Genomic DNA, 24,132 nt, shown 5'->3' with positions numbered 1-24,132 from the left:
CCCCCCCCCCCCCCCCCCCCCCCCCCCCCCCCCCCCCCCCCCCCCCCCCCCCCCCCCCCCCCCCCCCCCCCCCCCCCCCCCCCCCCCCCCCCCCCAGGCCGGAGGACGGGTAGGCGTGCCGGGGCGGGGCCGCGGGGTCCCCCGCCCACCCGACCCGCCCCGCCCCGCCCGGAGGGCTTACGCTCCGAGGAGCGACTGCCCGCACACCCGGACCACCTGCCCGTTCACCGCCCCCGACCCCGGGGACGCGAACCACGACGTCGTCTCCGCCACGTCCACCGGAAGCCCGCCCTGTCCAAGGGAGTTCATGCGCCGCCCGGCCTCCCGGATGAACAGCGGCACCGCCGCCGTCATCTTCGTCTCGATGAAGCCGGGCGCCACCGCGTTCACCGTGACCCCGTGCTCCGCGGCGGCCCGCGGCGCCAGCGACCGTACGAGGCCGACGATTCCCGCCTTGCTGGCCGCGTAGTTGGTCTGCCCGGCGTTGCCGGCGAGCCCGGCGATGGAGGCGGTGGCGACGATCGACCCGCCGCGCCGCACGGCCCCCGCCGCGAGCAGCGAGTCCGTCGTCCGCAGCACGCTCGCGAGGTTGACCTCCAGGACCGAACTCCAGCGCTCGGCGGGCATGTTGGCCAGGCGTCGGTCGCGGGTGATGCCCGCGTTGTGCACGAGGGTGTCGAGGCCGTCGGGCACGAACTCCGCGATCCGTTCGCCCGCGTCGGCGGCCGTGATGTCCAGCGGCAGCGCGCGCCCGCCGAGCCGCCCCGCGACCTTCGCGAGGTCGGCCTCGGCGGACGGCACGTCGAGCAGGACGACCTCGGCCCCGTCCCGTACGAGGGTCTCGGCGACGGCCTCGCCGATGCCGCGCGCGGCGCCGGTGACGAGCGCGGTGCGGCCGGCGAGCGGCCGGTCCCAGTCGTCGGGGGCGGCCGCCCCGTCGCCGGCGCCGCCGACCTGGATCACCTGCCCGCTCACGTACGCCGACTTCGGCGACAGCAGGAAGCGCAGGGTCGACTCCGCGTCGGCCACCGCGCCCGCGACGCGCATCAGGTTCACGGTGCGGCCGCGGCCGATCTCCTTGCCGAGCGAGCGCACGAAGCCCTCGAGGCCCTGCTGGGCGGCGGCCTGGTGGTGGTCGTCGGGCGACGGCGGCGCGCCGATGACGATCACGCGGCCGCCCGTCGCCATCGACCGGACGACCGGGTGCAGCGCGGCGTGCACCTCGGCGAGGGAGTCGAGGCCGGTGACGGCGGTGGCGTCGACGACCGCGGCGGCGGGCCGCTCGGCGGAGGCGGCGGTCACGACGTCGAGCCCGGTGCCGGCGAGCAGCTTGCCCAGTTCGTCGCGGTGCGCGGGCTCGCCCGCCGTGAGGTGCAGCAACTGCCCGTTCAGACGCGGGTGTTCGGGGCTGAAGCGGTGCAGCGGTGCGGGCTGCGGCAGGCCGAGGCGGCGGGTCAGGAAGCGGCCCGGGGCCGTGCCGGTGAAGTTCAGATAGCGGTCGGCCATTGTCCAGCTCCCAGCTCGGTCGTAAATTTACTAGAGAGTAAGGTTACTCAATGGTCAGAACTTGTCGAGAGCTCAGGAGCTGCCGGACATGGCGCGAACCCCGAAGGGCCCTGCCGCCCCCGCCGTAGGAGCCCCCCTCGTAGGAAAGGCCCCGCGCCGCGTCGCGGTCGTCGCCGGCAGCCGCATCCCGTTCGCGCGCTCCGACGGCCCGTACGCGACCGCGTCCAACCAGGACATGCTGACCGCCGCGCTCGACGGCCTCGTGAGCCGCGCTAAGCTCCACGAGCCGGGCGCCGTCGGCGAGTTCGTGGCGGGTGCCGTGCTCAAGCACAGCCGCGACTTCAACCTTGCGCGCGAGACCGTGCTCGGCTCGCTGCTGGACCCGCGCACGCCCGCGTACGACATCCAGCAGGCCTGCGGCACCGGCCTCCAGGCCGTGATCGCAGCCGCCAACAAGATCGCGCTCGGCCAGGCCGAGAGCGCGATCGCGGGCGGCTCCGACACCGCGAGCGACGCCCCGCTCGGCGTCAACGACCGTCTGCGCAAGATCCTCCTGGAGGCCCGGCGCGCCAAGTCGACCGGCGCCCGGATCAAGGCCCTCTCCAAGGTCAGGCCGGGGCACCTGGTCCCCGACATCCCGCGCAACGCCGAGCCGCGCACCCGCCTGTCCATGGGCGAGCACGCCGCCGCCACCGCGCGTGCGTGGGGCATCGCCCGCGAGGCCCAGGACGAGCTGGCCGCCACCAGTCATCAGCGGCTCGCGGCGGCGTACGAGCGCGGCCTGCTCGACGAACTCGTCGTTCCCTACCGGGGACTTGAGCGCGACCAGAACCTGCGGCCGGGCTCGACCGTCGAGAAACTGGCTTCCCTGAAGCCGGTTTTCGGCACGAAGGATGCCAACCCGACGATGACGGCGGGCAATTCGACGCCGCTCACGGACGGCGCGGCGGTGGTGCTGCTCGCGAGCGAGGAGTGGGCGGCCGCGCGCGGCCTCGAACCCCTCGCGTATCTGACCGCGTACGAGACGGCGGCAGTGGACTTCGTTGACGGTGACGTCAGGGGCGGCGAGGGCGACGGGCTGCTCATGGCGCCCGCGTACGCCGTGCCGCGGATGCTGGAGCGGGCCGGGCTCGGGATCGAGGACTTCGACCTGGTCGAGGTGCACGAGGCGTTCGCCTCGCAGGTGCTTGCGACGCTCGCCGCGTGGGAGAAGGCGGGGCTGGCGCCGGTCGACCGGGACCGGTTGAACGTGGCGGGGTCGTCCCTCGCGACCGGGCATCCGTTCGCGGCGACGGGGGCGAGGATCGTTGCCACGCTTGCCACGTTGCTTGCGGAGCGGGGTGGTTCGGGCCGCGGGTTGATCTCGATCTGCGCCGCGGGCGGACAAGGGGTCACGGCCGTCCTTGAGCGGGCCTGAACCATGGTTGACGCCGCGGGGCTCTGCCCCGGACCCCGCTGCTCAATCGCCGCAGGGGCTTGATGGATCAAGCCCCTGCAGGGTCCAACTTCAGTACCGCCTCCTCGTCCGGTGACCCCGCGGGAGCCTGGTAGACGACCATCCGCTGGCCGCCCGTCCGGGCCAGTTGCATCACCTCGAAGGTGAGCGTCATCGCGCCCACCTTCGGATGGTCGAAGGACTTCGTGCCGCCGCTGCGCTCGTGCACGTCGTACCGGTTCCAGATGCGGGCGAAGTCCGGTGACTTCAGGAGGAGTTCGCCGACCAGCGCCGCCATCCTCGGGTCGTCCGCCTCGGTGCCGCCGATGGCCCGCAGGTGGGCGACCGACGCGGTCACCGTCTCCTCCCACGGCACGTACAGGGCCCGCCCGACCGGGTGCAGGAAGAGGTAGCGCGTGATGTTGCGCTGCTCGGCGGGCAGGTCCCACAGGCCGGGCAGCAGGCGGCGGCCCGGCGCGTTCGCCGCGAGCACGTAGTTGAAGCGGCTGACCACGTACGCGGGCATCGGCCGCAGCGCCTCCAGCATCCGCAGCACCGAATCGCGCACCGTGTCGTCGGTGGTGGGGCGGGGTTCGGTGTGCCGGCCCGAGGCCATCTCGGCCAGGTCGTGGAGCCGCTCGTGGGCGTCGCCGCGCAGCCGCAGCGCGTGGGCGATGGCGTCGATCACGGCGGGGGAGGGGTTGGTCTCGCGGCCGCGCTCCAGGCGCGTGTAGTAGTCGACGCTCACCCCGGCGAGGGTCGCGAGCTCCTCGCGGCGAAGTCCGGGCGTGCGCCGCAGGCCCGTGCCCGCGGGCAGGCCTGCGTCGGCCGGTGTCACCTGCCCCCTGCGGGCTCGCAGGTAGCGGCCCAGTTCCGTGGTCTCAGCCATACGTGCATTGTCCACGGTCGTCGAGCGCGGTGGGGGGCCGTGTCAGGGCCAGGAACGCGGCACCCCGGTGGAGCGCGGCCTGCCACCTTTCGCCGCGCGGCCGCAGAGTTGTCCTCGCTGCGGGTGGCGGGCAGGCAAGGGCCCTTCACCGAAGGGCCCGGGGCCCAGGGAGTGCATGTCACAGGGCCGCGGCCCGTGCCTGCCGCCCACCCGCACTTCGCACACCGTGCCCCCCAGGAGGACAGCGTGACCACCGTCGCCGCCAGAGCCCGCACTCGTACGCGTTCCGTACCCGACACCGAGGCGTCCGCGCCCGCCCGCACTGACGGCAAGGACCACACCGGCCACCCAGGCCATACCGGTCGCACCGCCGCCCTCCTCGCCGCGCTGCTCGGCTTCGCCGTGATCACCATAGACGTCTCGGCCGTGAACATCGCCCTGCCCGGCATCCGCGCCGACCTGCACAGCGGCATGACCGGGCTGCAATGGGTGGCGGACGCGTACACGCTGATGTTCGCCGGCCTGATGCTGTCGGCCGGGGCCCTCTCCGACCGCACCGGCGCCCGCCGCGCCTACGTCCTCGGCACCACCCTGTTCACCCTCGCCTCGCTGGCCTGCGCCATGGCCCCCGGTCTGGGCGCGCTGATCGCGGCGCGGGTCGTGCAGGGCGGGGCGGCCGCAGTGCTGATGCCCGCCTCGCTCGCGCTGATCCGGGAGGCGTACGACGACGCGCGGCGGCGGGCGCGGGCCATCGCCCTGTGGACGGTCGGCGGTTCGGTGGCGATGGCGGCGGGCCCGGTGCTCGGCGGCGTACTCACCGAACACGTGGGCTGGCGCGCGGTGTTCTTCCTCAACCTGCCCGTCGGCGCCGCGATCCTGGCGCTGCTCACGAAGGTCGCGCCCTCTCCGTGCCGCCCCGCACCGCTCGACGTCCCCGGCCAGCTCACCGCGGTCCTCACGCTCGCGGGCCTGACCTTCGCGGTCATCGAGGGCGGCGGCACGGGCCTCGCGGCCCTGGCGGTCGCGGTCGCCTCGGCGATCGCCTTCTACGTCACGGAGAGGCGCCACCGCGCGCCCATGGTCCCGCTGGCCATGCTGCGCGACCGCACGGTCTCGGTGTCCCTCGCGGTCGGCTTCGCCGTCAACGTGGGCTTCTACGGTGTGGTCTTCCTGCTCGGCCTCTACCTTCAGCAGCTGCGCGGCATGACGGCGACGGCGGCGGGCCTCGTCTTCGTCCCCCTCGCCGTCCTGATCACCGGCACGAACCTGATCTCGCCCCGCATGGCCGAACGCTTCGGCCGCCGCCCGGTCGTCGTCACCGGCCAACTCGTCCTGGCCCTCGCGATGTTCGCGCTCCTGCCGCTGACGGCGCACACCCCGACCTGGCTGCTCCTGCTCCTGCTCGTCCCCACCGGCCTCGGCGGCGCGTTCGCGATCCCCGCGGTCACGGCGATGCTGATGGACGCGGTCCCGGGCCCGCGGGTCGGCACGGCCTCCGGCCTCCTCAACGCCCTCCGTCAGACGGGCGGCGCACTGGCGGTGGCCGTCTTCGGCACCCTCCTCGCGAGCAACGGCGAGGGCACGTTCTCCCTGACCGGGATGCGGGTGAGCCTGGTGGCGGCAGGCACACTGCTGGTGGCGACGGCACTGCTGAGCGGGATGATGCTGCGCGCATCAAGCACGTCCGGCACATCAAGCCCGTCCGGCACATCAAGCCCCTGCGGCGATTGAGCAGCGGGGTCCGGGGCGGAGCCCCGAGACGTCAGCCCCGCCTCGCCGCAACGCCCCCCGACCGGTCGCCGCGCGCATAGCGCCCCGGCGGAACCCCCACCACCCGCTTGAAGCACCGCGTCAAATGCGACTGGTCATAAAACCCACAGGCCTCCGCCACCTCCGCGGGGGCCTGCCCGCCGAGCAGCAACCTCCGCGCCCGGTCGACCCGCCGCGCCATCAGGTACTGATGCGGAGCGATCCCGTACGCGGCCCCGAACGACCGCACCAGATGCGCCGGATGCGCGTGCACCAGCCCGGCCGCCTCCTTCAGGTCGACCCCTTCGGTCACCCGCTCGTCGAGCAGCTCCCGCAGCGTGGCGGCGACGCGCCGGTCCGGCCCGGTTCTGCGGACCTCGGCGAGGGCGGGCCGCAACCGTTCGCGGAGCCGCTCCCCGACGAGTTCGAGCCGGGCCGCGGCCTCCAGCTCGTCGCCGGGGTGCGCGAGCGCGGCGTGCAGTTGCCCGATGCGCCGCCGCAGCGGCGGATCCACCAGGTCGGGCCGGTCCACGGCGGCCCCGATGAAGGAGGCGTCGAGCGGCCCGTCGCCCGCCGCGTCCAGGTACAGCACCCGCTTGCGGAACCCCTCCGGCGTTGCGGCCTGCCCGTTGTGCGGAACCTGCGGCGGCAGCAGTGAGACGGTGCCGAGCGGCGTCCCGTGCTCGTGCCGCTCCAGGTCGTAGCGGACCGCGCCCTCGTCGACGATGAGCAGCGTCCAGGTGTCGTGCACGTGCATCGGATAGGCGTGCCGAGTGAAGCGGGCGTGGAAGACCTCCGTGACGCCCGGCACGCGGGGCCGCCACGCGGTGATCTGTTCACTGCCGCTGGGCATGCAAAAAACGTACAAGACCGGCGGGGACGGCGGGCGGCAGTCTCAAGCCATGAGCACCGAGACCACCGCCCCCGCCGCCCCGGCCCCCGTCCGCTTCGACACCAAGATCGCCGTCCTGCTCCGGGACGACCTGGAGACCTGGCAGCGCCTGAACGTGACGGCCTTCCTGGTCAGCGGCCTCGGCACCCAGCTGCCCGAGGTGATCGGCGCACCCTACGAGGACGCGGACGGCACCCCGTACCTGCCGATGTTCCGCCAGCCGGTGCTGGTCTTCGAGGGCGACAAGGCCCTCCTGCGGACCGCCCACGAACGCGCCCTGCGCCGCGCCGTGCCCCGCGCGGTCTTCACGTCCGACCTCTTCGCCACCGGCAACGACACCGACAACAGGGCGGCGGTACGAGCCGTGTCCACCCCCGAACTCGACCTGGTGGGCCTCGCGGTCCACGGCCCCCGCAACGCGGTGGACAAGATCCTCAAGGGCGCCCGAATGCACCCGTGAGGCGCGGTGCGGGCTGCTACGGAAGTCCCGCGAGCCGCAGCAGCCCGGTCACCGCCGCCGCGCCCACGACCACCGCCGCGAACGGCGCCCGCCGCCACGCCAGCACCCCGCCGGCCAGCACCCCGACGGGCCGCGCCCAGCCGGCGAACTCCTGGCCCGCCATGAGGGCCCCGGTGGCGAGCAGCGCGACGAGCAGGACGGTGGCGCCGTCGGTGAGCAACTCCTGTACGCGTACGGGGAGGTGGACCCGGCCGTGCAGCAGCGGGCCCGCGAGCCGGAAGGCGTAGGTCCCGGCCGCGAGGGCGAGCACGGCGATCAGCTGGGCGTTCACGCGGTCCTCCCGGCGGGGCTCTTGGCGAACAGCAGCCCGGCGAGGGCGAGCAGCACCGGGACGCCCGCGGGCAGGAACGGCGTGGCGGCGACCGCGAGCACCGCGCCCGCCGCCGCGGCCCGCCGCACCCCGTGCCCGTCCCGCAGCGCGGGCAGCACCAGCGCGAGCAGCACCGCGGGGAACGCCGCGTCGAGCCCGAAGCGGTCGGTGTCGCCGAGCGCCGATCCGGCGAGGGCGCCGAGCAGGACGCTCACGTTCCACGCGACGAAGAGGCCGACGCCGGAGACCCAGAAGGCGGTGCGCCTGCGGGCCGGGTCCTTCTCCGCCATCACGAACGCGGCCGTCTCGTCGGTCACCAGGTGCGCGCCCACGAGCCGCGCGAACCAGGACGGGCCGAGCGCGTCGGAGATCGCGAGGCTGAACGCGGCGGTGCGGGTGTTCAGGACCAGACCGGTCGCGGCCGCGGCGAACGGGCCGCCGCCCGCGGCGAACACCCCCACCGCGCTGAACTGCGCGGACCCCGCGAACACGAGCAGCGACATCGCGACGGGCACCCACATCGGCAGTCCGCTCGCGACCGAGACCGCGCCGAACGACAGGCCGACGACCCCGTCGGCGAGCCAGACGAGGGCGCAGTCGCGGAGCAGCCGGGGATCGATGGCGGGTATTCGACCCGTTCGACCTGAGAATGTTCGGTGTGGCGGGCCGAGTGTTCGGTATGACGAACGCATGGCAGGAGCATGCGCGCACCCCTGGGCGTTCGTCAAGCCGAACGATAGGCTTGCTGTGGCGAACGACATGGCGGTGGGCGACGAACGGGAGCACGTATGACCGAGACGGCCGGCGAGGGCGCACCCGCCCGCCTCCCGCTCGACCGGATCGCCGCGGCGCTGCGCCGCGAGCGCACCCGCGCCGGGCTCTCCCTCTCCGAACTGGCCAAACGGGCCGGCATCGCGAAGTCCACGCTGTCCCAGCTGGAGGCCGCGAACGGGAAGCCGGGCCTGGAGACCCTGTGGGCGCTGAGCGTCGCCCTGGAGGTCCCGCCGAGCCTCCTGCTCGATCCGCCGCGCGCCGCCGTCCACGTCATCCGCGCGGGCCAGGGCCCTGCGGTCCCCTCCGAAGTGGCCAGCTACAGCGCGGCGCTGCTCTCCGCGAGCCCGCCCGGCGCCCGCCGCGACCTCTACTTCCTCCAGGTCGAACCGGGCAGCCCGCGCGACTCCGAGCCCCATCTGCCCGGCACCACGGAACACCTGGTCGTCGCGACGGGCCGGGTCCTCGCGGGCCCGACGGAGGAGCCCGTCGAGCTCGCACCCGGCGACTACCTCTCGTACCCCGGCGACCTGCCGCACACCTGCCGGGCGCTGGAGCCGGGGACCACCTGCGTACTGGTGATGCAGCACACCTAGGGCCTGATCCAAACGGCAAGCCCTAGCAGGCGGCCGCGGGGCTCACTTCCTCCTGGCGCCGCCGGGGCGCAGCAACTGCTCCCGCAACACCGTGAGCTGGTGCGACGTCTCCACGGCGCGTCCTTCGTCGAGCGTCGTCATGGCCAGCAGCAGGGCGTCCGCCACGACCAGCGCCGTCAGCGCCTCCGCGGTGATCCCCGTGGGCGTGTGCGGGGCGGTGAGCACCGCGTCGACCCGCTCCCCGTACCGCTCGGCCAGCTCGTCCGTGACCAGGACGACCCGCGCGCCCACCGTCCGCGCCCGGTCGATCAGCACCGTCAACTCGGGCAGATCGCGGCCCGGTTGGAAGATCACGACCGCGTCGCCCTGGCGCAGTCGCAGCAGCTGGTCCGCGAGGGCGAAGCCGGTGGCCCCGACGTACTGCGCCCGGCGCCCGACCCTGCCGAGCGCCAACGCCAGGTGCCGCGCGGCGAGTTCGGAGGCGGCGACCCCGTAGCAGTGGATCTCGCCGGCCTCCGCCAGGAAGCCCACCGCCGCCCGCAGGGCCTCGCCGGGGGTCAGCCGCCGCGCGTGCTCGATGCGCTCCGCGGCCTCGTCGAACACCTCGCCCCAGATCGCGTCCAGGTCGCGGCCCACATGGTCGATGCGCTGCTTGAGCCGCACCTCGGGGGCCACCGCGTTCGTGAGGTCCGAGGCCAGCTCGCGCTTGAGCGCGGGCAGCCCCGCGTACCCGAGCCGTTGCAGTGTGCGCACCACGCTCGCGTTGCTGGTGCCGCTCGCCGTCCCCAGCTCCTGTGCGGAGGCGAACAGCAGGGACTCGGTGGGCGCGCTGACCAGGTACTGGGCCACGGCCCGCTCGGACGCGGACAGTTCGTCCCAGTGCTCGCGCACGGCGCCGCGCAGCCGGGCGGCCCCGTTGGTAATTTCCATTACAGCTATTGACTCTCGTGTGACGGCCGTTACTCTCCTGGGCAACGCATTCCAAGTGGAGAGCATCTCGTAATCGACGTTACAGCACGGTTTCGGGAGACGGACCCTCTCCGTGGCGAGGAGAACAATGGCACCCCGCACCACCGCACCCAGGACCCTCCCGGCCATCGACATCAGCGGCACCCCTCTGGAGCGCGGCCGCCAGTACGGCGAGGCCGTACGCCCCCAACTGCACGCCGCCATCGGCTACTACGAGCAGGCCTTCGGCCACTCCGCCGGTCTGACCTGGGACCGGGTCACGGCGCGCGCGGCCCGCTGGCTGGAGCCGGTGCGCGCGTACGCCCCCGAACTCCTCGACGAGATGCGGGGGATCGCCGACGGGGCCGGCGTCGACATCCTGGACGTCCTCGCGCTCAACGCCCGCGGCGAGGTCATCTACGACCGCTCCTTCAAGGACATGGCCGCCGGGGAGGAGGACGAGCCCGCCGAGGGCTGCACCTCCTTCGCCGCCTTCGGCGGGGCCAGCGGCGACGGCCACGTCTGGGCGGGACAGAACTGGGACTGGCGGGCCGGGGTCGCCGACACCGTCGTCATGATCCGGATCGTCCAGCCGCCCAAGCCCACCGTGATCATGCAGGTGGAGGCGGGCCAGATCGGCCGCCAGGGTGCCAACTCCGCCGGAATCGCGCTCAACGCCAACGGACTCGGCGGCCGCTTCGACGACGCGATCGGCCTCCCGCAGACCGTCGTGAGGCGCAGGGTCCTCGACACGCACACTGTCACCGACGCCCTCGACGTGCTGTGCCGCACCCGCGCCCACATCGCCAGCAACGCCCTGCTGACCTGCCGGGAGGGCTTCGCCGTCGACCTGGAGACGACGCCCGCGGGCATCGGCTGGATGTACCCGACGGACGGCCTGCTCGTGCACGGCAACCACTACCAGGCGGGCGTCCCCGCGGCCCTCGCCGCCGACTACCGGCCGATGTCCTCCGACTCCCTGGTCCGCGTCCCGCGCGCCGAACAGGGCCTCGCCGCGCTCCGGCAGTCCGGCGGCCCCGACGAGTCCCGCAAGCTGATCAAGGAGGCGATGTCGGACCACCTGGGACTGCCCGAGTCCCTGTGCACCCACCCCGACGCCCGCGAGCCGCAGGTCAAGCACTGGATGACGCTCGTCTCGTCCTGCGTGGACCTGACCAGCGGCGACTACCACGTCACCGCGGGCACCCCCTGCGACCGCGACTACCAGCACCTGCCCTGGAACCTCTACGACGGCCCGTACGGAGACGCCCGATGAGACGCCCAACGAGTCGCCCGACGGCGGCGACGAAGTCCCGAAGAGTGCCGGCCGCGGCCCTGCTCGCCACGGCCACCCTCCTCGCCGCCACCGCCTGCGCGGGCGCCGACCGCCCCGAGGGTGAGGGCGGCGGCACCCCGGCCGCCGACCTGCGGCTGGACGCCACCACTCCCGCCGCCACAGGCCCCGTGAAGAAGGCGAACTGGCTCCTGGAGGACGAGCCGGACTCCCTCGACCTGGACGCGCAGGGCAGCAGCGCGGGCCGCGTCGTCCTCACCAACGTCTGCGAGCGCCTCTACCAGCTCCAGCCGGACATGACGACGAAGCCGCAGCTCGCCGAGAAGGCCGAATCCACCGACCACGGACGGAAGTTGACCTTCACCGTCCGCGACGACGTCACGTTCCACGACGGCACGAAGCTGACCGCCGACGACGTGCTCTGGTCGCTGAAGCGGCACGCGTCCAAGGACATGGAGCAGTCCGACGAGTTCGAGAACGTCACCTCGATGAAGAAGACGGCGCCGCACCGCGTCACCGTCACCTTCAAGACGCCCGACGCCATGTTCCTCAAGGCCATGGCCGGCGACGCGGGCATCGTCTGGAACAAGAAGCAGGTCACCAAGTCAGGAAAGGAGTTCGGCACGCCGGGACAGCCGGACGCCTGCTCGGGACCGTACGAACTCGCCCGCTGGAAGTCCGGCGACTCGATCGCCATCCGCGCCTACGACGACTACTGGGGCAAGAAGCCCCTCACCCGCGAGGTCGTCTTCCGCTGGGCCTCCGACAGCGCCCTGGTCAACGCGCTCAAGACGGGCGCGGCCGACGGCGCGTACGCCGAGTCCCCGAACACGGCGGCGGCCCTGCGCGCCGACAAGGACCTGAAGCAGTACTACGGCCCCTCCACCGCGGCCCTCGCCCTCATCCCCACCGACCGCGGCGGCCTCACCGACCCGAAAATCCGCCGCGCCCTCTCGCTCTCCCTCGACCGCACGGGCATCGCCGACTCCGGCTACGGCGGCCTGGTACAGCCGTGGGCGACACCGGTCGGCTCGGGCGCCTGGGGCTACGAGAAGACCGCATTCGCCGCCGCGCAGAAGAAGTTGACGCGCCTCGCGCCCGCCTCGCCCACCGCCTCCGACCTCGCCCGCGCCAAGAAGCTCGTCAAGGAGGCCGGCGCCCCCACCGACCCCGTCGTCATCGGCACCGACGCGAGCCAGGGCCGCACCGTCATCGCGAACGCCACCCGCGCCGCCCTGCAACGCGTCGGCATCCGCGCGGAGATCAAGACCGTGCCGACGGCCCAGTTCGAGGAGTTCTACAGCGATCCGAGCGCCCGCGCCGACATCGACGTACTCGTGGGCGACTGGTACATCTCCAAGGCCGACCCCATGGGCTTCTACGACAACGGGCTCTCCGACTCCTCGAACAACTGGGTCGGCTTCAAGGACGCCGCGTACGACCGGCAGGTGAAGCAGGCCCTCGGCACCCTCGACGACGCCGCGCGCGCGGAGCTCGCCGTCACCGTCCAGCGCACCTTCGTCGAGTCCGCCGTGTGGATCCCGGTGGCCCAGGTCCCCACGATCCTCGTCCTGGACAGGAAGCTGACCGGGCCGACGGCCTCGCAGTCCTATCTCTACTACCCGTGGGCCGCCCAGCTCGGCGCGAGAAAGGGGTAGGACGCCATGAAGCGATTCCCCGTACGCGCCCTGACGCTGCTCTCCCGCCGCCTGGCCGGCCTGGTCGCGACCCTCGTCGCCGCCTCGTTCGTCATCTTCGCCGCCGTGTACGCGGCGCCCGGCGACCCCGCGGTCTTCCTCGCGGGCGGCCGGGACAAGCTGACCCCCGAACGGCTCGCCGAGGTCCGCGCCCAGTACCACCTCGACGAACCGCTCGTCGTCCAGTACGGCCGCTGGCTGTGGGACACCGTCCACCTCGACCTCGGCCGCTCCTTCAAGTACGGCGACCAGGTCGCTGACCTCATCTCCTCCCGCCTCGCCACCACGCTCGAACTCGTCGCGTACGCCACGGTCCTGTACGTGCTCCTCGGCGTCGGCGCCGGCATCCTCGCGGCGGTGCGCCGCTCCACATGGGTCGACTCGGCGGTGGTCGGCGGCACGACCCTTGCAGCGTCCGTCCCCTCGTTCGTGGCCGCGATCGCACTGGTCTCGCTGTTCGGCGTCCAGCTCGGCTGGTTCCCGGTGACGGGCTCGGGCTCCGGCCTCGCCGGCACCCTGCATCATCTGACTCTGCCCGCCGTCTCCCTCGCCCTCGGCGCGCTCGCCATCATCAGCCGCGTCACCCGGCAGGCCATGGCGGACGCCTCGGCGTCCGACCACGTCGAGGCGGCCCGCGCTTCCGGCGTCCCGGAACGCGAGATCGTCCGCAGGCACGTCCTGCGCAACGCGCTCGGCCCCATCGTCACCATGTGCGGCCTCGTCATGGCGGGCATGCTCGCCGGCACCGTCGTCGTCGAGACGGCCTTCGGCATCAGCGGCATCGGCTCCCTGCTCGTCAACGCCATCAACACCCACGACTTCCCGGTCGCCCAGGCCGTCCTGCTGCTGATGGTCACCGGCTACGTGGTCGTGACGACCCTCGTCGACCTGGCCCACCCCCTCCTCGACCCGAGAGTGAAGGAGGCCCACGCATGACGGCGGCCCTCACCCTGACCCCGGTCAGGACCACGCGGCGCCCGCTCGGCGTCAACCTCGCCGGAGCGGTGCTCGCGCTCGTCGTCCTCGCGGCGCTCGCCGCGCCCCTGCTCGCGCCCTACGCACCCGACGCCATCGACCTCTCCGCCTCCCTCGTCGGCACCGGCACCGAACACCTCCTCGGCACCGACTCCTCGGGCCAGGACCTGCTCTCCCGTGTCCTCTACGGGGCCCGGTCCAGCCTCGTCGCACCGGTCGCGCTGCTCGTGGTCGCCGCGGCCCTCGGCGTCACACTCGGGGTGCTCGCCGCGTGGCGCGGCGGCTGGGTGGACACGCTCGTCTCCCGCCTCACCGACGTGATGTACGCCTTCCCCGGCCTGCTCTTCACGGTCCTGATCATCGCCGTGTTCGGCGCGGGCATGACGACGGCGGTCCTCGCCCTCGGCCTCGCCTTCACCCCGACCATCGCCAAGTACACCCGCTCCCTCGCCCTGTCCGAGGCCCGCAAGCCGTACGTCGACGCGTACCGGATCCAGGGCATGGGCGGCGCCCGGATCTGCGCGCTGCACCTGGTCCCGAACCTGGGCCGGTCGATCCTCGGCTACCTCGTCGTCCTCTTCGGCGAGGCCCTGATGTCGCTCGCGACCCTCTCCTACCTGGGGTTCGGCGCCCAACCGCCGTCCTCCGACTGGGGCCTGATGGTCCAGGAGGGCCAGGCCGCGATCGTCCAGGGCGCGCTCCTGCCCGCGCTCGTCCCCGGCACGGCGATCGCCCTGGTCGTCGTCTCCTTCAACGTCGTCGGGGTGTGGGCCGCCGACCGCCTCGGAAAGCAGGCCTGATGACGAAACCGACGATGCTGCTCTCGATCGAGGACCTCACGGTCACGGTCCCCGGCGCCGCCCGCCCCCTGCTCGACTCGGTCTCCCTGAACGTCGCCGAGGGCGAGGTCGTCGGCCTGGTGGGGGAGTCCGGCTCGGGCAAGTCGACGACGGCGAAGGCCGCGCTCGGCCTGCTGCCGGACGGCGCGGCGGCCTCCGGCACGGTGCGGGTCGACGGGCGGGACGTGCTGTCGCTGCGCGGCGAGGAACTGCGACGCCACCGCTCCGACACGGTCGCGATGATCCACCAGGACCCGCGCGCCGCCCTCAATCCGGTCCGCCGGATCGGCGACTTCCTCGCGGAACGCGGCGCGACGAAGGACGAGGCGCGCGGCCTGCTCGCCGCGGTCGGCCTGCCCGACCCCGCCCGGCACCTGCGCCAGCGCCCGCACGAACTCTCCGGCGGCATGCTCCAACGCGTCGTCATCGCGGGCGCCCTGGCGGCCCGTCCCCGCCTCCTCCTCGCCGACGAGGCGACGAGCGCGCTCGACGTGACGACCCAGGCGGAGATCCTCACGCAACTCCGCGAGGCCCGGGAGTCCCGCGGCGCCGGCCTCCTGTTCATCACCCACGACCTGCACCTGGCGGCGGCCTACTGCGACCGCGTCCACGTCATGTACGCGGGCCGCGTGGTCGAACACCGCACGGCGACCGCCCTGTTCACCGCGCCGGCCCACCCCTACACCCGCGGTCTCCTCGCCTGCTCCCCCACCTTGGGCGAGTCCCACCCCTTGGACCCGATCCCGGGCAAACCGCCGTCCCTCTCGGACACGTTCGAGGGCTGCCCGTTCGTGGAGCGGTGCGGCGAAGCGCAGGACGAGTGCCGGACGTGGACACCGGAGGCATACGAGGTGGACGACGAAGGCGGGGTGGCGATGTGCACTGCTGTGGGCAGGCGTCCCGCAGGGCGAATGGGGTCTCTCCTGCTCGAGCGAAGCCGAGAGCTTGGGGAAGGGTGGGCGCAGCCCCCGGTGCCGCGCAACGAGAAAGAGGGGGTCAACCCCAAGTGACCACGCAGCCACCACTCCTGGAGGTCACGGACCTCCGTAAGACGTACAAGCTCCCCGCCGGCGGCAGCCACACCGCGGCCGAAGCGATCAGCTTCACCCTCGCCCCCGGCGGCTCCCTGGGCATCGTCGGGGAATCCGGCTCGGGCAAGACCACCGTCGCCCGCATGCTCGTGGGCCTCGTCCGCCCCGACCACGGCACGATCAAGGCCGACGGCACCCCGAGACCCGCGAGCCCCCCGCGCGGCAAGGCCCCCCGCCTCGCCAGGGCCCGCCAGATCCAGATGGTGTTCCAGGACCCGTACGTCTCCCTGGACCCCCGACTGACCGCCGAACAGTGCCTGCGCTCGGGCCTGCGCCTGCACGGCCGCGACGAATCGACGGCCCCCGCCCTCCTGGACCGCGTGGGCCTCGGCACCCGCGAGGCCACGGCCCGCCCCCGCCACCTCTCCGGCGGCCAGCGCCAGCGCCTGGCCATCGCCCGCGCCCTCGCCGTCGACCCCCGCATCCTGGTCCTCGACGAGGCGGTCGCCGCGCTCGACGTCTCCATCCAGGCGCAGATCCTGCGGCTCCTCGACGAGATCCGCCGGGACACCGCGGTGGCCCTGGTCTTCGTCAGCCACGACCTGGCGGTCGTCCAGCACGTCACGGACGAGGTCCTGGTGATGCGGCGGGGCAGGGTGGTCGAGCAGGGGCCCACGCGCCGCGTTCTGAGCGAGCCCACCGACCCGTACACACGGCTGCTGCTCGCCTCGGTGCCGGGCATGGGCTGGGACCCGGCGGACGCCGTCGCCGCCCGCGCCGCGCTCACGTAGCGAAGGGCAAAAAGGCAGGAGCCCCGCTGCCGTGAGGCGCGGGGCTCCTTGGGTACTGCACTAGGTTCCGGATCAGATCACGGCAACCGCCGTGTGATCACGAAGGGATCAGACGGGGGTGACGTTCTCCGCCTGCGGGCCCTTCGGGCCCTGCGTGACGTCGAAGGACACGGCCTGGTTCTCCTCGAGGGAGCGGAAGCCGCTTGCGTTGATCGCGGAGTAGTGGACGAAAACGTCCGGGCCGCCGCCTTCCTGGGCGATGAAGCCAAAGCCCTTTTCAGCGTTGAACCACTTCACGGTTCCGGTAGCCATAAGCCCTCCCATGGGCCAAAGGGTTGCCCTGCTCCAGAACCTGCAAATGCGCTTGCGAACAACTGCAAAAGTCTGAAAACGACGAGAGCCCGCGGTCACATGCTCCGCAGGCTCTGTACTGCAAGGGAAACCAAACTGCAACTTGCGGCGAGCCTAGCACGCAGGCAGCCGAAAGCAATAGAGGGCAAGATCACTTCACCCACAGGTTTGACGGGGTCCCCATCTGGGTTGACCCGAGGGCATGCCAGACCCGGATCCTGCACCGTACCGCATGGGGTTTAGTCTCGCGATGTGGACAATTCTCCCGAGACCCTGAAGGCCGCGCGGCGCACCCGTCCGCGAGTGGGCCACATCCAGTTCCTGAACTGCATGCCCCTGTACTGGGGACTTGCCAGGACGGGCTCGCTCCTGGACTTCGAGCTGACGAAGGACACGCCGGAGAAGCTGAGCGAGCAGCTGGTGAACGGTGACCTCGACATCGGGCCCATCACCCTCGTCGAGTTCCTCAAGGCGGCCGACGACCTCGTCGCGTTCCCGAACCTCGCCGTGGGCTGCGACGGCCCCGTGATGTCCTGCGTGATCGTCTCGCAGGTCCCCCTCGACCAGTTGGACGGCCGGCGTGTCGCCCTCGGGTCCACCTCCCGGACGTCGGTGCGGCTCGCGCAGCTGCTGCTCGCCGAGCGCTTCGGCGTCCAGCCCGACTACTACACGTGCCCGCCCGACCTGGGCCTGATGATGCAGGACGCCGAGGCGGCCGTGCTCATCGGGGATGCGGCGCTGCGGGCCAATCTGCACGACGCGCCGCGGCTCGGCCTGGAGGTGCACGACCTGGGCGCGTTGTGGAAGGAGTGGACGGGGCTGCCGTTCGTCTTCGCGGTGTGGGCGGCGCGCAAGGAGTACGTGGAGCGCGAGCCCGAGATCACGCAGAAGGTGCACGAGGCGTTCCTGGCCTCGCGCGATCTGTCCCTCGAAGAGGTCGCCAAGGTCTCCGAGCAGGCGGCGCGCTGGGAGGTCTTCGACGAGAAGGTCCTCGAGGAGTACTTCACGACGCTCGACTTCCGCTTCGGGCCCGCGCAGCTGGAAGGCGTCACGGAGTTCGCGCGGCGGGTCGGCCCCACGACGGGATTTCCCGCGGATGTACGGGTCGAGCTGCTGATGTCGTGAATTCCCCCGTACGCGCTCGTGGCCCGGTGTGCCGCGGCGTTCTCCGGCGCGGGATTTCCGGAACCCCGGAAGGGGCCTTGCACGGGAATTCCGCACCGGTGGGGTGAATTCGGTATGAATTCATGGTGATGCGCCTTGTGTTCCCGAGGCGTTCCGGCGCGTTCCGGTTGTGTTCCGGTGCGTTCGAGAGGCATGTGCGCGGGTGATGCGCGGGGCTACGCTGCCGGGGCGTGCACACGGGGGAGGTCCGCATCATGCAGCCGCTTCAGACCGGCGAACCCACGACGGTGGGGCCCTACCGGTTGCTCGGCAGGATCGGTTCGGGCGGCATGGGCCGGGTGTATCTGGGCCGCAGTGCCGGAGGGCGCACCGTCGCCGTGAAGATCGTGCACCCGCACTTCGCGCTCGACGACGAATTCCGGGCGCGTTTCAAGCGTGAGGTGCAGGCGGCCCGCCGGGTGGGCGGGGCCTGGACGGCGCCGGTGCTCGACGCCGACCCGGACGCCGAGGTGCCGTGGGTGGCGACGGGATACGTCGCGGGCCCCTCGCTCACCCAGGCCGCGGCCGAGGGCGCGGGCCTGCCCGAGCACTCCGTACGGGTCCTGGGCGCCGGCCTCGCCGAGGCGCTCGCCGCAGTGCACGGCCTGGGGCTCGTGCACCGCGACGTAAAGCCATCGAACGTCCTGCTCACCCTCGACGGGCCGCGGCTCATCGACTTCGGCATCGCCCGCGCCACCGACGGGACGGCCTCGCTCACCTCCACCGGCGTCTCCATCGGCTCGCCCGGCTACATGTCGCCCGAGCAGATCCTCGGCCGGGGCGTCACGGGCGCCGCCGACGTCTTCTCGCTCGGCGCGGTCCTCGTGTACGCGGCCGTGGGGTCCTCCCCCTTTCCCGGTGACTCGTCGGCCGCGCTGCTCTACAAGGTCGTCCACGAGGAGCCCGAACTCGGCTCGCTGACCGGGGAGCTGCGGGAGGTCGCCGCGGCCTGCCTCGCGAAGGACCCGGCCGCGCGCCCCACTCCGGAGGAGATCGCCCGGCGCCTCGCCCCGGAGGGCGCCGCGAGCCTCGTGCGGTCGGGGTGGCTGCCGGGCCCGATGGTGGAGGAGGTCTCGCGCGGCGCGGTGCGGCTCCTGGACCTGGAGGGCGCGCCCGCCGACGCCCCGCACTCGGGGCCGATGGAGTTCAGCAGCCCCGCCGTCTCCGGGAGTTCGCGGCCCGCGGGCGTCTTCGGGCCGCCGGATCCGGCGTACGCGTCCGTGCCCACGCCCCGTACGGAGGGGCCGCCCACCGAGCCGCCGAAGCGGGACGCCGTGCCGGGGCGCCTGTCGATGTCCGTGACGGCGAGCTCGACGCCCGACAAGCCGAACGGCCGGGGCCGCCGCGTCAGTTGCACGGTGGCACTCGCCGTGGCCGGCGCGTTCGCGGCGGTGACCGTCGGCGGAGTGGTCCTGTTCAACGTGCTGCCGGGCGGGGGCGGCGGCGGTGACCAGGGCAGCGCGAGCGATGCCGGGCCCACCGCGTCCGCCGCGCCGAAGGCACCGGGCGTGCCGAAGTTCTACCTCGGCTCGTGGGACGGGCCGGCGAAGCAGGCGGGGATCTCCTTCGGCACGTTCCGCGTCGACCTGAAGCAGGCCAAGGTCCACCAGCAGGTCGGCAAGGTGACGTCGACGGACCCGCTGGGCATCCAGTGCGTCGACGTACTGACCCTGAAGTCCGCGGACGGCAAGGTGCTGGTCGCCGCGGGCAGGGCCGCTCCCGGTAATCCGGGCACCTGCGCGAAGGGCCCGCACACCGTGCGCCTCACCCGGGCCGGCGCGTCCCTCAAGTACACCTCGCAATACCCGGCCGCCGGTGACCCCACGGCGGACCTCGACCGGGTCAAGGGCGGTTGAGACGGCGTGGGGGAGAGCGTGGGGGAGATCCGGTGCAGGGGGACGTGGTGCAAGAGGGCCCGCTGATCGCTGCCGAGGCAGGTGCGCCGGTCGTGCTGGTCGCGTTCGCCGCGGTGTGGGGCGCGGCCTGCGGGCTGCTCCTGCCACGGCCCGCGTACCGGCTGTCCGTCGAACCGGGGGAGCCGTGGCGTCCGGCCCGCGGCTGGCTGGGCGCCCGCCCGGGGCCCCGGGCGGGCGGGCTCGCCGCCGTCACCGCGCTCGTCTGCGCGCTGCTCGCCACCGCCACCGGCACCCGGCCCGAACTCGGCGCCTGGCTGCTGCTCGCGCCGCTCGGCGTGCTCCTGGCCACCGTCGACTTCGCGGTGAAACGGCTGCCGGACGTGCTCACGCTGCCGCTCGCCGGGCTCGCCGTGCTCGCGCTCGGCGGGGCGGCGCTGCTGCCGGAGGCGGGCGGGTCGTGGGGCGGCGCGCTGTGGGGTGCGCTCGGCCTCGGCGCCGGATATCTGCTGCTCCTGCTCGCCTACCCGAAGGGCATGGGCTTCGGGGACGTGAAGCTGGCGGTGGGGCTCGGCGCGGCGCTCGGCTGGTACGGGTGGGGCGTGCTGTTCCTGGGGGCGTTCGCCGGAGTGCTGTTCAACGGCCTGTACGCCCTGGTCCTGGTGGTGACGCGGCGGGCCGGGCGGGGCACCGAGATCCCCTTCGGCCCCTTCATGATCCTGGGCGCCCTCGCGGGGGTGGTGCTGGGCGCGCTGGGGGCCTGACGTGTGGGGGGCCCGGAGCCCTGACGTACGCTGAGATTTCAGCTCAGACTCGTCGAGATTCCAGCTCGGACTCGTCAGAATCCTCCGAAAGGGGCTCGCCCGGTGACCGAGAAGGCCGCGCTTCAGTCCGTCCTCGACCGCGCCGCCGACGGTGGGCGGATCACCCCCGAGGAGGCCGTCGCCCTGTACCGCGACGCCCCGCTGCACGCGCTCGGCGCCGCCGCCGACGCGATCCGCCGCCGCAAGTACGCGGGCATCGAGCACATCGCGACGTACATCATCGAGCGGAACATCAACTACACGAACGTGTGCGTCACGGCGTGCAAGTTCTGCGCCTTCTACGCGGCCCCCAAGGACACCAAGAAGGGCTGGTCGCGCGACCTCGAGGACATCCTGCGCCGCTGCGCGGAGACGATCGAGCTGGGCGGCACCCAGATCATGTTCCAGGGCGGGCACCACCCGGACTACGGCGTCGAGTACTACGAGGAGCACTTCGGCGCCATTAAGAAGGAGTACCCGCAGCTCGTCATCCACAGCCTCGGCGCTTCGGAGGTCGAGCACATGGCCCGCATCTCCAAGGTGTCGGTGGAAGAGGCGATCCAGCGGATCCACGCCGCCGGGCTCGACTCCTTCGCGGGCGCGGGCGCGGAACTCCTCCCGGCGCGCCCCCGCAAGGCGATCGCCCCGCTCAAGGAGTCCGGCGAGCGCTGGCTGGAGATCATGGAGACGGCGCACCGGCTCGGCGTCGAGTCGACGTCCACGATGCTCATGGGCACCGGCGAGACCAACGCCGAGCGCATCGAGCACCTGCGCATGATCCGCGACACGCAGGACAAGACGGGCGGCTTCCGCGCCTTCATCCCGTACACGTACCAGCCGGAGAACAACCACCTGAAGGGCCGCACGCAGGCGACGCTCTTCGAGTACCTGCGGATGATCGCGATCGCCCGGATCTTCCTGGACAACGTCCAGCACATCCAGGGCTCGTGGCTGACGACGGGCAAGGAAGTCGGCCAGCTGTCCCTCCATTACGGCGCCGACGACCTCGGCTCGATCATGCTGGAGGAGAACGTGGTCTCCTCGGCCGGTGCCAAGCACCGCTCGAACCGGATGGAGATCATCGAGCTCATCCGGAAGGCGGGCCGCGTCCCCGCGCAGCGCGCCACGACGTACGAGCACCTCGTCGTGCACGACGACCCGGCGAACGACCCGGTCGACGACCGTGTCACCTCGCACATCTCGTCGACCGCGATCGACGGCGGGACGGCTCACCCCGAGCTGAAGCTCGTCTCCACCAACTGAGCCCGTCTTGACGACACTTCACGTCACCGAGGCCGACGGTGCGGCCGTCCTCGTCGAGGGCGAGACCATCAAGGCGCTCGGCCCGTACGAGGAGTTGGCCGACGCCCACCCTTCGGCACGGGTGCGGCGCTGGCCCGGCATCCTCACCCCTGGCCTCCTCAACCCGTACGGTCCCGAGATCCTCGAGCACACGTACCACCCGGATCCGCGTGAGGCGGACACGTACGGGACGGTGCCGATCGGTGGGGAGCGGGCGCGGGAGATCTTCCGCGCGGATCCGTCGCGGCTCGGTGCGAGTGCGCGGCGGGGTGTGCAGCGGCTGTTCGCGCACGGGACGGTGGCGCTCGCGGGTGAGCTCCGCTCCAAGCCGGTCCTCGAGGTGGCCCGCCGCTCCGGGCTCGCGTTCGGCGCGCGCCCCGAGCGGCTGCCCGGTCCGGTGTCACTGTCCCCGCGGCCCATGGTCCTGCTGCCGCCCCTGGCCGTGGGCGGGGCGGCGCGTTTCGCGGTGTTCGCCGTGGCGGACCGGTCGGAACTGGTGGCCCAGGGGGCGGGCACGTGTGTGGCGACGGTGGTCGGTGGACGTTTGGTGTACCGGGGCCGTTGACCCGGCACCGGCGTTCCGGTCGCGGGGCTCCGCCCCGGACCCCGCGCCTCAATCGCCGGCGGGGCTCCAAAAGACCGGGGCTCCGCCCCGGCACGGGCCACCGCCACCGCCCCCACCCCGCCTGACACAATGGCGCGGTGACCCGTGCATCCCTGGACAAGCAGCCCCACGAAGTCGCCTCGATGTTCGACGACGTGGCGGAGAAGTACGACCTCACCAACGACGTGCTGTCCCTGGGACAGACCCGCCTGTGGCGCAAGGAGGTCGCCAAGGCCGTCGACGCCCGCCCCGCGCAGAAGGTCCTCGACCTCGCCGCGGGCACCGCCACCTCCTCGCAGCCCTTCGCACAGGCCGGCGCCTACGTCGTCCCCTGCGACTTCTCCCTCGGCATGCTGCGCGTGGGAAAGCAGCGTCACCCGTGGATGCCGTTCACCGCGGGCGACGGCACGAAGCTGCCGTTCAAGGACGACACGTTCGACGCCGTGACGATCTCCTTCGGGCTGCGCAACATCCAGGAGACCGAGGCCGCGCTGAGCGAGCTGCACCGCGTCACCAAGCCGGGCGGCCGCGTCGTCATCTGCGAGTTCAGCCACCCGACGTGGGCCCCTTTCCGCACCGTCTACACCGAGTACCTGATGCGCGCCCTGCCGCCGGTCGCCCGCGCGGTGTCCTCGAACCCGGACGCGTACGTCTATCTCGCCGAGTCGATCCGCGCCTGGCCCACGCAGCCCGAACTGGCCGCGCTGCTGCAGGACGTCGGCTGGCAGCGGGTGGCCTGGCGGAACCTCACCGGCGGCATCGTCACGCTGCACCGCGGCTACAAGAAGGCGTGACGGTTCAACCGCGCCGCGGTCCCGCCACGGACCGCGTCACGGACACGGGCTGAACGACCCCGCGCGCGTGGGCGGCTCACCCGGTTCGTCGAGCTCCCTGCGCATACCGCCGCCCCGGGGCCCCGGCGCCCGCGGCACGCGCACGCCGGCCCCGCCGCCACCGCCCTCGCCCTCACCGAGGTCGAACCAGACCGTGACGACCGCGTCCCGCGGCACCTCGACGCCGGGCAGCGGGTACTGGCGCACCACGTACTCCACGGCCACCCGCTCGAAGTCGTCCCGGTCCGCCGCCGCGATCAGCACGCCGTGCTCACGGGCCGCCTGCCGCGCGTCGACCGCCATCAGGCCGACGAGCTTCGGTACGGGCACGTCCGGCGGATCGGCATCCGGTGTCTTGGGCGTCTTGGGTGTCTTCACCACAGATGTCACCCCCAGGAGGTACCGGAAGGGTAGCTCCTGGGGCGTGGTGTCCGGAAGGTCCGGTCAGCGCTCCCGCGCGCGGGGTCAGAGCTCCAGGCGGAAGCAGTGCCCCTGTCTCCCGGTCGGCGTCACGAACGTCTCGGCCAGCTCCATGCCGAGGCGCCGGGTCACCGCGATCGAGCGCTCGTTGCGGGCGTCGACCATCGCGACGACGCTCGGTATGCCCGCCGCCCGGACCCGTTCGAGCGTCAGGTGCGCGGCCGTCGTCGCGTACCCCTGCCCCCAGTACGCGCGTCCGAGCCGCCAGCCGATCTCGATCTCGCCGGTCGGCCCCCAGGTGCCCGGCCAGGGCTGTGCCCCCGTGAACCCGATGACGTCGCCCGCCCCGTCGGTCATCGTCCACAGGCAGAACCCGTGCTCCGCCTCGTGCCTGCGCTGCCGCGCGGTCAGCTCCTCGTACACGGAGAGCTCCGCCGACGCGCCTCCGTGGAACTCCATGACATCGGGGTCGTCGAACACCCCGTGCCAGGCGAGCGCGTCCTCATGGGTGGGGACGCGCAGATCCACGGCGGGCAGAACTCGACTCATGGGCTGGCCC

The 24,132-nt window shown here is 72.8% G+C and carries 25 protein-coding genes; 16 read left to right on the top strand and 9 right to left on the bottom strand.

Annotated features, from left to right (window positions below; translation table 11 throughout):
* Window positions 1-177: 177 nt before the first annotated feature.
* Complete coding sequence (locus ACIA8D_RS02515; protein WP_399228042.1) at window positions 178-1,506, bottom strand: 3-oxoacyl-ACP reductase; 1,329 nt, start codon at window positions 1,504-1,506, stop codon at window positions 178-180.
* A gap of 88 nt (window positions 1,507-1,594) precedes the next feature.
* Here ACIA8D_RS02515 and ACIA8D_RS02510 point away from each other — a divergent pair, with 88 nt between their 5' ends.
* The gene (locus ACIA8D_RS02510) at window positions 1,595-2,923 is read left to right on the top strand and encodes an acetyl-CoA C-acetyltransferase (RefSeq protein ID WP_399228041.1); all 1,329 of its coding nucleotides are present in this window, start codon (window positions 1,595-1,597) and stop codon (window positions 2,921-2,923) included.
* Window positions 2,924-2,990: 67 nt separating this feature from the next.
* Here ACIA8D_RS02510 and ACIA8D_RS02505 read toward each other — a convergent pair whose 3' ends face one another.
* Window positions 2,991-3,830 carry a helix-turn-helix domain-containing protein gene (locus tag ACIA8D_RS02505; RefSeq protein WP_399228040.1) on the bottom strand — a complete coding sequence of 280 codons (840 nt, stop codon included), beginning with the start codon at window positions 3,828-3,830 and terminating at the stop codon, window positions 2,991-2,993.
* Between the two features lie 246 nt (window positions 3,831-4,076).
* Between ACIA8D_RS02505 and ACIA8D_RS02500 the strand changes: the two genes are divergently transcribed.
* Window positions 4,077-5,561 (top strand): MFS transporter, encoded by a 1,485-nt coding sequence (locus tag ACIA8D_RS02500; protein WP_399228039.1) that lies wholly within the window; start codon window positions 4,077-4,079, stop codon window positions 5,559-5,561.
* A 31-nt stretch (window positions 5,562-5,592) separates the two neighbouring features.
* On the opposite strand, the gene ACIA8D_RS02495 is transcribed toward ACIA8D_RS02500, so the two are convergent.
* Complete coding sequence (locus ACIA8D_RS02495) at window positions 5,593-6,432, bottom strand: helix-turn-helix domain-containing protein (RefSeq protein ID WP_399228038.1); 840 nt, start codon at window positions 6,430-6,432, stop codon at window positions 5,593-5,595.
* 49 nt (window positions 6,433-6,481) lie between these two features.
* On the opposite strand from ACIA8D_RS02495, the gene ACIA8D_RS02490 reads away from it, so the two are divergent.
* The gene (locus ACIA8D_RS02490) at window positions 6,482-6,931 is read left to right on the top strand and encodes a DUF2000 family protein (RefSeq protein WP_399228037.1); all 450 of its coding nucleotides are present in this window, start codon (window positions 6,482-6,484) and stop codon (window positions 6,929-6,931) included.
* 16 nt (window positions 6,932-6,947) lie between these two features.
* Here ACIA8D_RS02490 and ACIA8D_RS02485 read toward each other — a convergent pair whose 3' ends face one another.
* Together ACIA8D_RS02485 and ACIA8D_RS02480 are read right to left on the bottom strand one after the other, a co-directional pair.
* Window positions 6,948-7,262: an AzlD domain-containing protein gene (locus tag ACIA8D_RS02485; RefSeq protein ID WP_399228036.1), complete on the bottom strand. Its 315-nt coding sequence runs from the start codon at window positions 7,260-7,262 to the stop codon at window positions 6,948-6,950.
* Complete coding sequence (locus ACIA8D_RS02480; protein ID WP_399228035.1) at window positions 7,259-7,993, bottom strand: AzlC family ABC transporter permease; 735 nt, start codon at window positions 7,991-7,993, stop codon at window positions 7,259-7,261. Before ACIA8D_RS02480 ends, ACIA8D_RS02485 begins: the two co-directional genes overlap by 4 nt.
* Window positions 7,994-8,089: 96 nt before the next feature.
* Here ACIA8D_RS02480 and ACIA8D_RS02475 point away from each other — a divergent pair, with 96 nt between their 5' ends.
* On the top strand, window positions 8,090-8,668 hold the full coding sequence (locus tag ACIA8D_RS02475) for a helix-turn-helix domain-containing protein (RefSeq protein WP_399228034.1): 579 nt from the start codon (window positions 8,090-8,092) through the stop codon (window positions 8,666-8,668).
* A 42-nt stretch (window positions 8,669-8,710) separates the two neighbouring features.
* Here ACIA8D_RS02475 and ACIA8D_RS02470 read toward each other — a convergent pair whose 3' ends face one another.
* Window positions 8,711-9,598, bottom strand: a complete 888-nt coding sequence (locus tag ACIA8D_RS02470; RefSeq protein WP_399228033.1) for a MurR/RpiR family transcriptional regulator — start codon at window positions 9,596-9,598, stop codon at window positions 8,711-8,713.
* Between the two features lie 127 nt (window positions 9,599-9,725).
* Between ACIA8D_RS02470 and ACIA8D_RS02465 the strand changes: the two genes are divergently transcribed.
* The 6 genes from ACIA8D_RS02465 to ACIA8D_RS02440 are packed head-to-tail and all read left to right on the top strand — an operon-like array spanning window position 9,726 to window position 16,243.
* On the top strand, window positions 9,726-10,892 hold the full coding sequence (locus ACIA8D_RS02465; protein ID WP_399228032.1) for a C45 family autoproteolytic acyltransferase/hydolase: 1,167 nt from the start codon (window positions 9,726-9,728) through the stop codon (window positions 10,890-10,892).
* Window positions 10,889-12,568 (top strand): ABC transporter substrate-binding protein, encoded by a 1,680-nt coding sequence (locus ACIA8D_RS02460; RefSeq protein ID WP_399228031.1) that lies wholly within the window; start codon window positions 10,889-10,891, stop codon window positions 12,566-12,568. Before ACIA8D_RS02465 ends, ACIA8D_RS02460 begins: the two co-directional genes overlap by 4 nt.
* 6 nt (window positions 12,569-12,574) lie before the next feature.
* Window positions 12,575-13,543 carry an ABC transporter permease gene (locus ACIA8D_RS02455; RefSeq protein ID WP_399228030.1) on the top strand — a complete coding sequence of 323 codons (969 nt, stop codon included), beginning with the start codon at window positions 12,575-12,577 and terminating at the stop codon, window positions 13,541-13,543.
* Window positions 13,540-14,382 (top strand): ABC transporter permease, encoded by an 843-nt coding sequence (locus ACIA8D_RS02450; RefSeq protein WP_399228029.1) that lies wholly within the window; start codon window positions 13,540-13,542, stop codon window positions 14,380-14,382. Before ACIA8D_RS02455 ends, ACIA8D_RS02450 begins: the two co-directional genes overlap by 4 nt.
* 14 nt (window positions 14,383-14,396) lie before the next feature.
* Window positions 14,397-15,431, top strand: coding sequence for an ABC transporter ATP-binding protein (locus ACIA8D_RS02445; RefSeq protein ID WP_399228063.1), 1,035 nt, complete (start codon window positions 14,397-14,399; stop codon window positions 15,429-15,431).
* Window positions 15,428-16,243, top strand: a complete 816-nt coding sequence (locus tag ACIA8D_RS02440) for an ABC transporter ATP-binding protein (RefSeq protein WP_399228028.1) — start codon at window positions 15,428-15,430, stop codon at window positions 16,241-16,243. The genes ACIA8D_RS02445 and ACIA8D_RS02440 overlap by 4 nt, the downstream gene beginning before the upstream one ends.
* Window positions 16,244-16,351: 108 nt before the next feature.
* Here ACIA8D_RS02440 and ACIA8D_RS02435 read toward each other — a convergent pair whose 3' ends face one another.
* Window positions 16,352-16,555, bottom strand: coding sequence for a cold-shock protein (locus tag ACIA8D_RS02435; RefSeq protein ID WP_003998944.1), 204 nt, complete (start codon window positions 16,553-16,555; stop codon window positions 16,352-16,354).
* A 291-nt stretch (window positions 16,556-16,846) separates the two neighbouring features.
* Between ACIA8D_RS02435 and ACIA8D_RS02430 the strand changes: the two genes are divergently transcribed.
* The 6 genes from ACIA8D_RS02430 (at window position 16,847) to ACIA8D_RS02405 (ending at window position 23,114) form a co-directional block, all read left to right on the top strand.
* The gene (locus tag ACIA8D_RS02430) at window positions 16,847-17,719 is read left to right on the top strand and encodes a menaquinone biosynthetic enzyme MqnA/MqnD family protein (protein WP_399228027.1); all 873 of its coding nucleotides are present in this window, start codon (window positions 16,847-16,849) and stop codon (window positions 17,717-17,719) included.
* Window positions 17,720-17,973: 254 nt separating this feature from the next.
* Window positions 17,974-19,614, top strand: a complete 1,641-nt coding sequence (locus ACIA8D_RS02425) for a protein kinase (protein ID WP_399228025.1) — start codon at window positions 17,974-17,976, stop codon at window positions 19,612-19,614.
* 32 nt (window positions 19,615-19,646) lie between these two features.
* Complete coding sequence (locus ACIA8D_RS02420) at window positions 19,647-20,375, top strand: prepilin peptidase (RefSeq protein WP_399228024.1); 729 nt, start codon at window positions 19,647-19,649, stop codon at window positions 20,373-20,375.
* A gap of 102 nt (window positions 20,376-20,477) precedes the next feature.
* Window positions 20,478-21,677, top strand: coding sequence for a cyclic dehypoxanthinyl futalosine synthase (gene mqnC / locus ACIA8D_RS02415; RefSeq protein ID WP_399228023.1), 1,200 nt, complete (start codon window positions 20,478-20,480; stop codon window positions 21,675-21,677).
* Between the two features lie 7 nt (window positions 21,678-21,684).
* Window positions 21,685-22,281: an imidazolonepropionase-like domain-containing protein gene (locus tag ACIA8D_RS02410; protein WP_399228022.1), complete on the top strand. Its 597-nt coding sequence runs from the start codon at window positions 21,685-21,687 to the stop codon at window positions 22,279-22,281.
* A gap of 137 nt (window positions 22,282-22,418) precedes the next feature.
* On the top strand, window positions 22,419-23,114 hold the full coding sequence (locus ACIA8D_RS02405; protein ID WP_399228021.1) for a demethylmenaquinone methyltransferase: 696 nt from the start codon (window positions 22,419-22,421) through the stop codon (window positions 23,112-23,114).
* A 36-nt stretch (window positions 23,115-23,150) separates the two neighbouring features.
* Here the strand turns inward: ACIA8D_RS02405 and ACIA8D_RS02400 are convergent, their stop codons facing one another.
* On the bottom strand, window positions 23,151-23,456 hold the full coding sequence (locus tag ACIA8D_RS02400; RefSeq protein ID WP_399228062.1) for a PASTA domain-containing protein: 306 nt from the start codon (window positions 23,454-23,456) through the stop codon (window positions 23,151-23,153).
* A gap of 162 nt (window positions 23,457-23,618) precedes the next feature.
* A complete protein-coding gene (locus ACIA8D_RS02395; RefSeq protein ID WP_399228020.1) occupies window positions 23,619-24,122 on the bottom strand; it encodes a GNAT family N-acetyltransferase in 504 nt (167 codons plus the stop codon).
* Between the last annotated feature and the right edge of the window lie 10 nt (window positions 24,123-24,132).

It is taken from the genome of Streptomyces sp. NPDC051684, from assembly GCF_044453445.1.
Taxonomy (GTDB): Bacteria; Actinomycetota; Actinomycetes; order Streptomycetales; family Streptomycetaceae; genus Streptomyces.
Note: the sequence above shows the minus strand (reverse complement) of the source record. Positions and strands in the feature narration are given on the sequence as shown.

What these genes read in the sequence shown, in the direction of transcription:
- ACIA8D_RS02515 (WP_399228042.1), bottom strand. Translation starts at nt 1,506, where the DNA reads ATGGCCGACCGCTATCTGAACTTCACCGGCACGGCCCCGGGCCGCTTC.
- ACIA8D_RS02510 (WP_399228041.1), top strand. Translation starts at nt 1,595, where the DNA reads ATGGCGCGAACCCCGAAGGGCCCTGCCGCCCCCGCCGTAGGAGCCCCC.
- ACIA8D_RS02505 (WP_399228040.1), bottom strand. Translation starts at nt 3,830, where the DNA reads ATGGCTGAGACCACGGAACTGGGCCGCTACCTGCGAGCCCGCAGGGGG.
- ACIA8D_RS02495 (WP_399228038.1), bottom strand. Translation starts at nt 6,432, where the DNA reads ATGCCCAGCGGCAGTGAACAGATCACCGCGTGGCGGCCCCGCGTGCCG.
- ACIA8D_RS02490 (WP_399228037.1), top strand. Translation starts at nt 6,482, where the DNA reads ATGAGCACCGAGACCACCGCCCCCGCCGCCCCGGCCCCCGTCCGCTTC.
- ACIA8D_RS02480 (WP_399228035.1), bottom strand. Translation starts at nt 7,993, where the DNA reads ATGCGTTCGTCATACCGAACACTCGGCCCGCCACACCGAACATTCTCA.
- ACIA8D_RS02475 (WP_399228034.1), top strand. Translation starts at nt 8,090, where the DNA reads ATGACCGAGACGGCCGGCGAGGGCGCACCCGCCCGCCTCCCGCTCGAC.
- ACIA8D_RS02470 (WP_399228033.1), bottom strand. Translation starts at nt 9,598, where the DNA reads ATGGAAATTACCAACGGGGCCGCCCGGCTGCGCGGCGCCGTGCGCGAG.
- ACIA8D_RS02465 (WP_399228032.1), top strand. Translation starts at nt 9,726, where the DNA reads ATGGCACCCCGCACCACCGCACCCAGGACCCTCCCGGCCATCGACATC.
- ACIA8D_RS02460 (WP_399228031.1), top strand. Translation starts at nt 10,889, where the DNA reads ATGAGACGCCCAACGAGTCGCCCGACGGCGGCGACGAAGTCCCGAAGA.
- ACIA8D_RS02455 (WP_399228030.1), top strand. Translation starts at nt 12,575, where the DNA reads ATGAAGCGATTCCCCGTACGCGCCCTGACGCTGCTCTCCCGCCGCCTG.
- ACIA8D_RS02450 (WP_399228029.1), top strand. Translation starts at nt 13,540, where the DNA reads ATGACGGCGGCCCTCACCCTGACCCCGGTCAGGACCACGCGGCGCCCG.
- ACIA8D_RS02445 (WP_399228063.1), top strand. Translation starts at nt 14,397, where the DNA reads ATGCTGCTCTCGATCGAGGACCTCACGGTCACGGTCCCCGGCGCCGCC.
- ACIA8D_RS02435 (WP_003998944.1), bottom strand. Translation starts at nt 16,555, where the DNA reads ATGGCTACCGGAACCGTGAAGTGGTTCAACGCTGAAAAGGGCTTTGGC.
- ACIA8D_RS02425 (WP_399228025.1), top strand. Translation starts at nt 17,974, where the DNA reads ATGCAGCCGCTTCAGACCGGCGAACCCACGACGGTGGGGCCCTACCGG.
- ACIA8D_RS02400 (WP_399228062.1), bottom strand. Translation starts at nt 23,456, where the DNA reads ATGGCGGTCGACGCGCGGCAGGCGGCCCGTGAGCACGGCGTGCTGATC.
- ACIA8D_RS02395 (WP_399228020.1), bottom strand. Translation starts at nt 24,122, where the DNA reads ATGAGTCGAGTTCTGCCCGCCGTGGATCTGCGCGTCCCCACCCATGAG.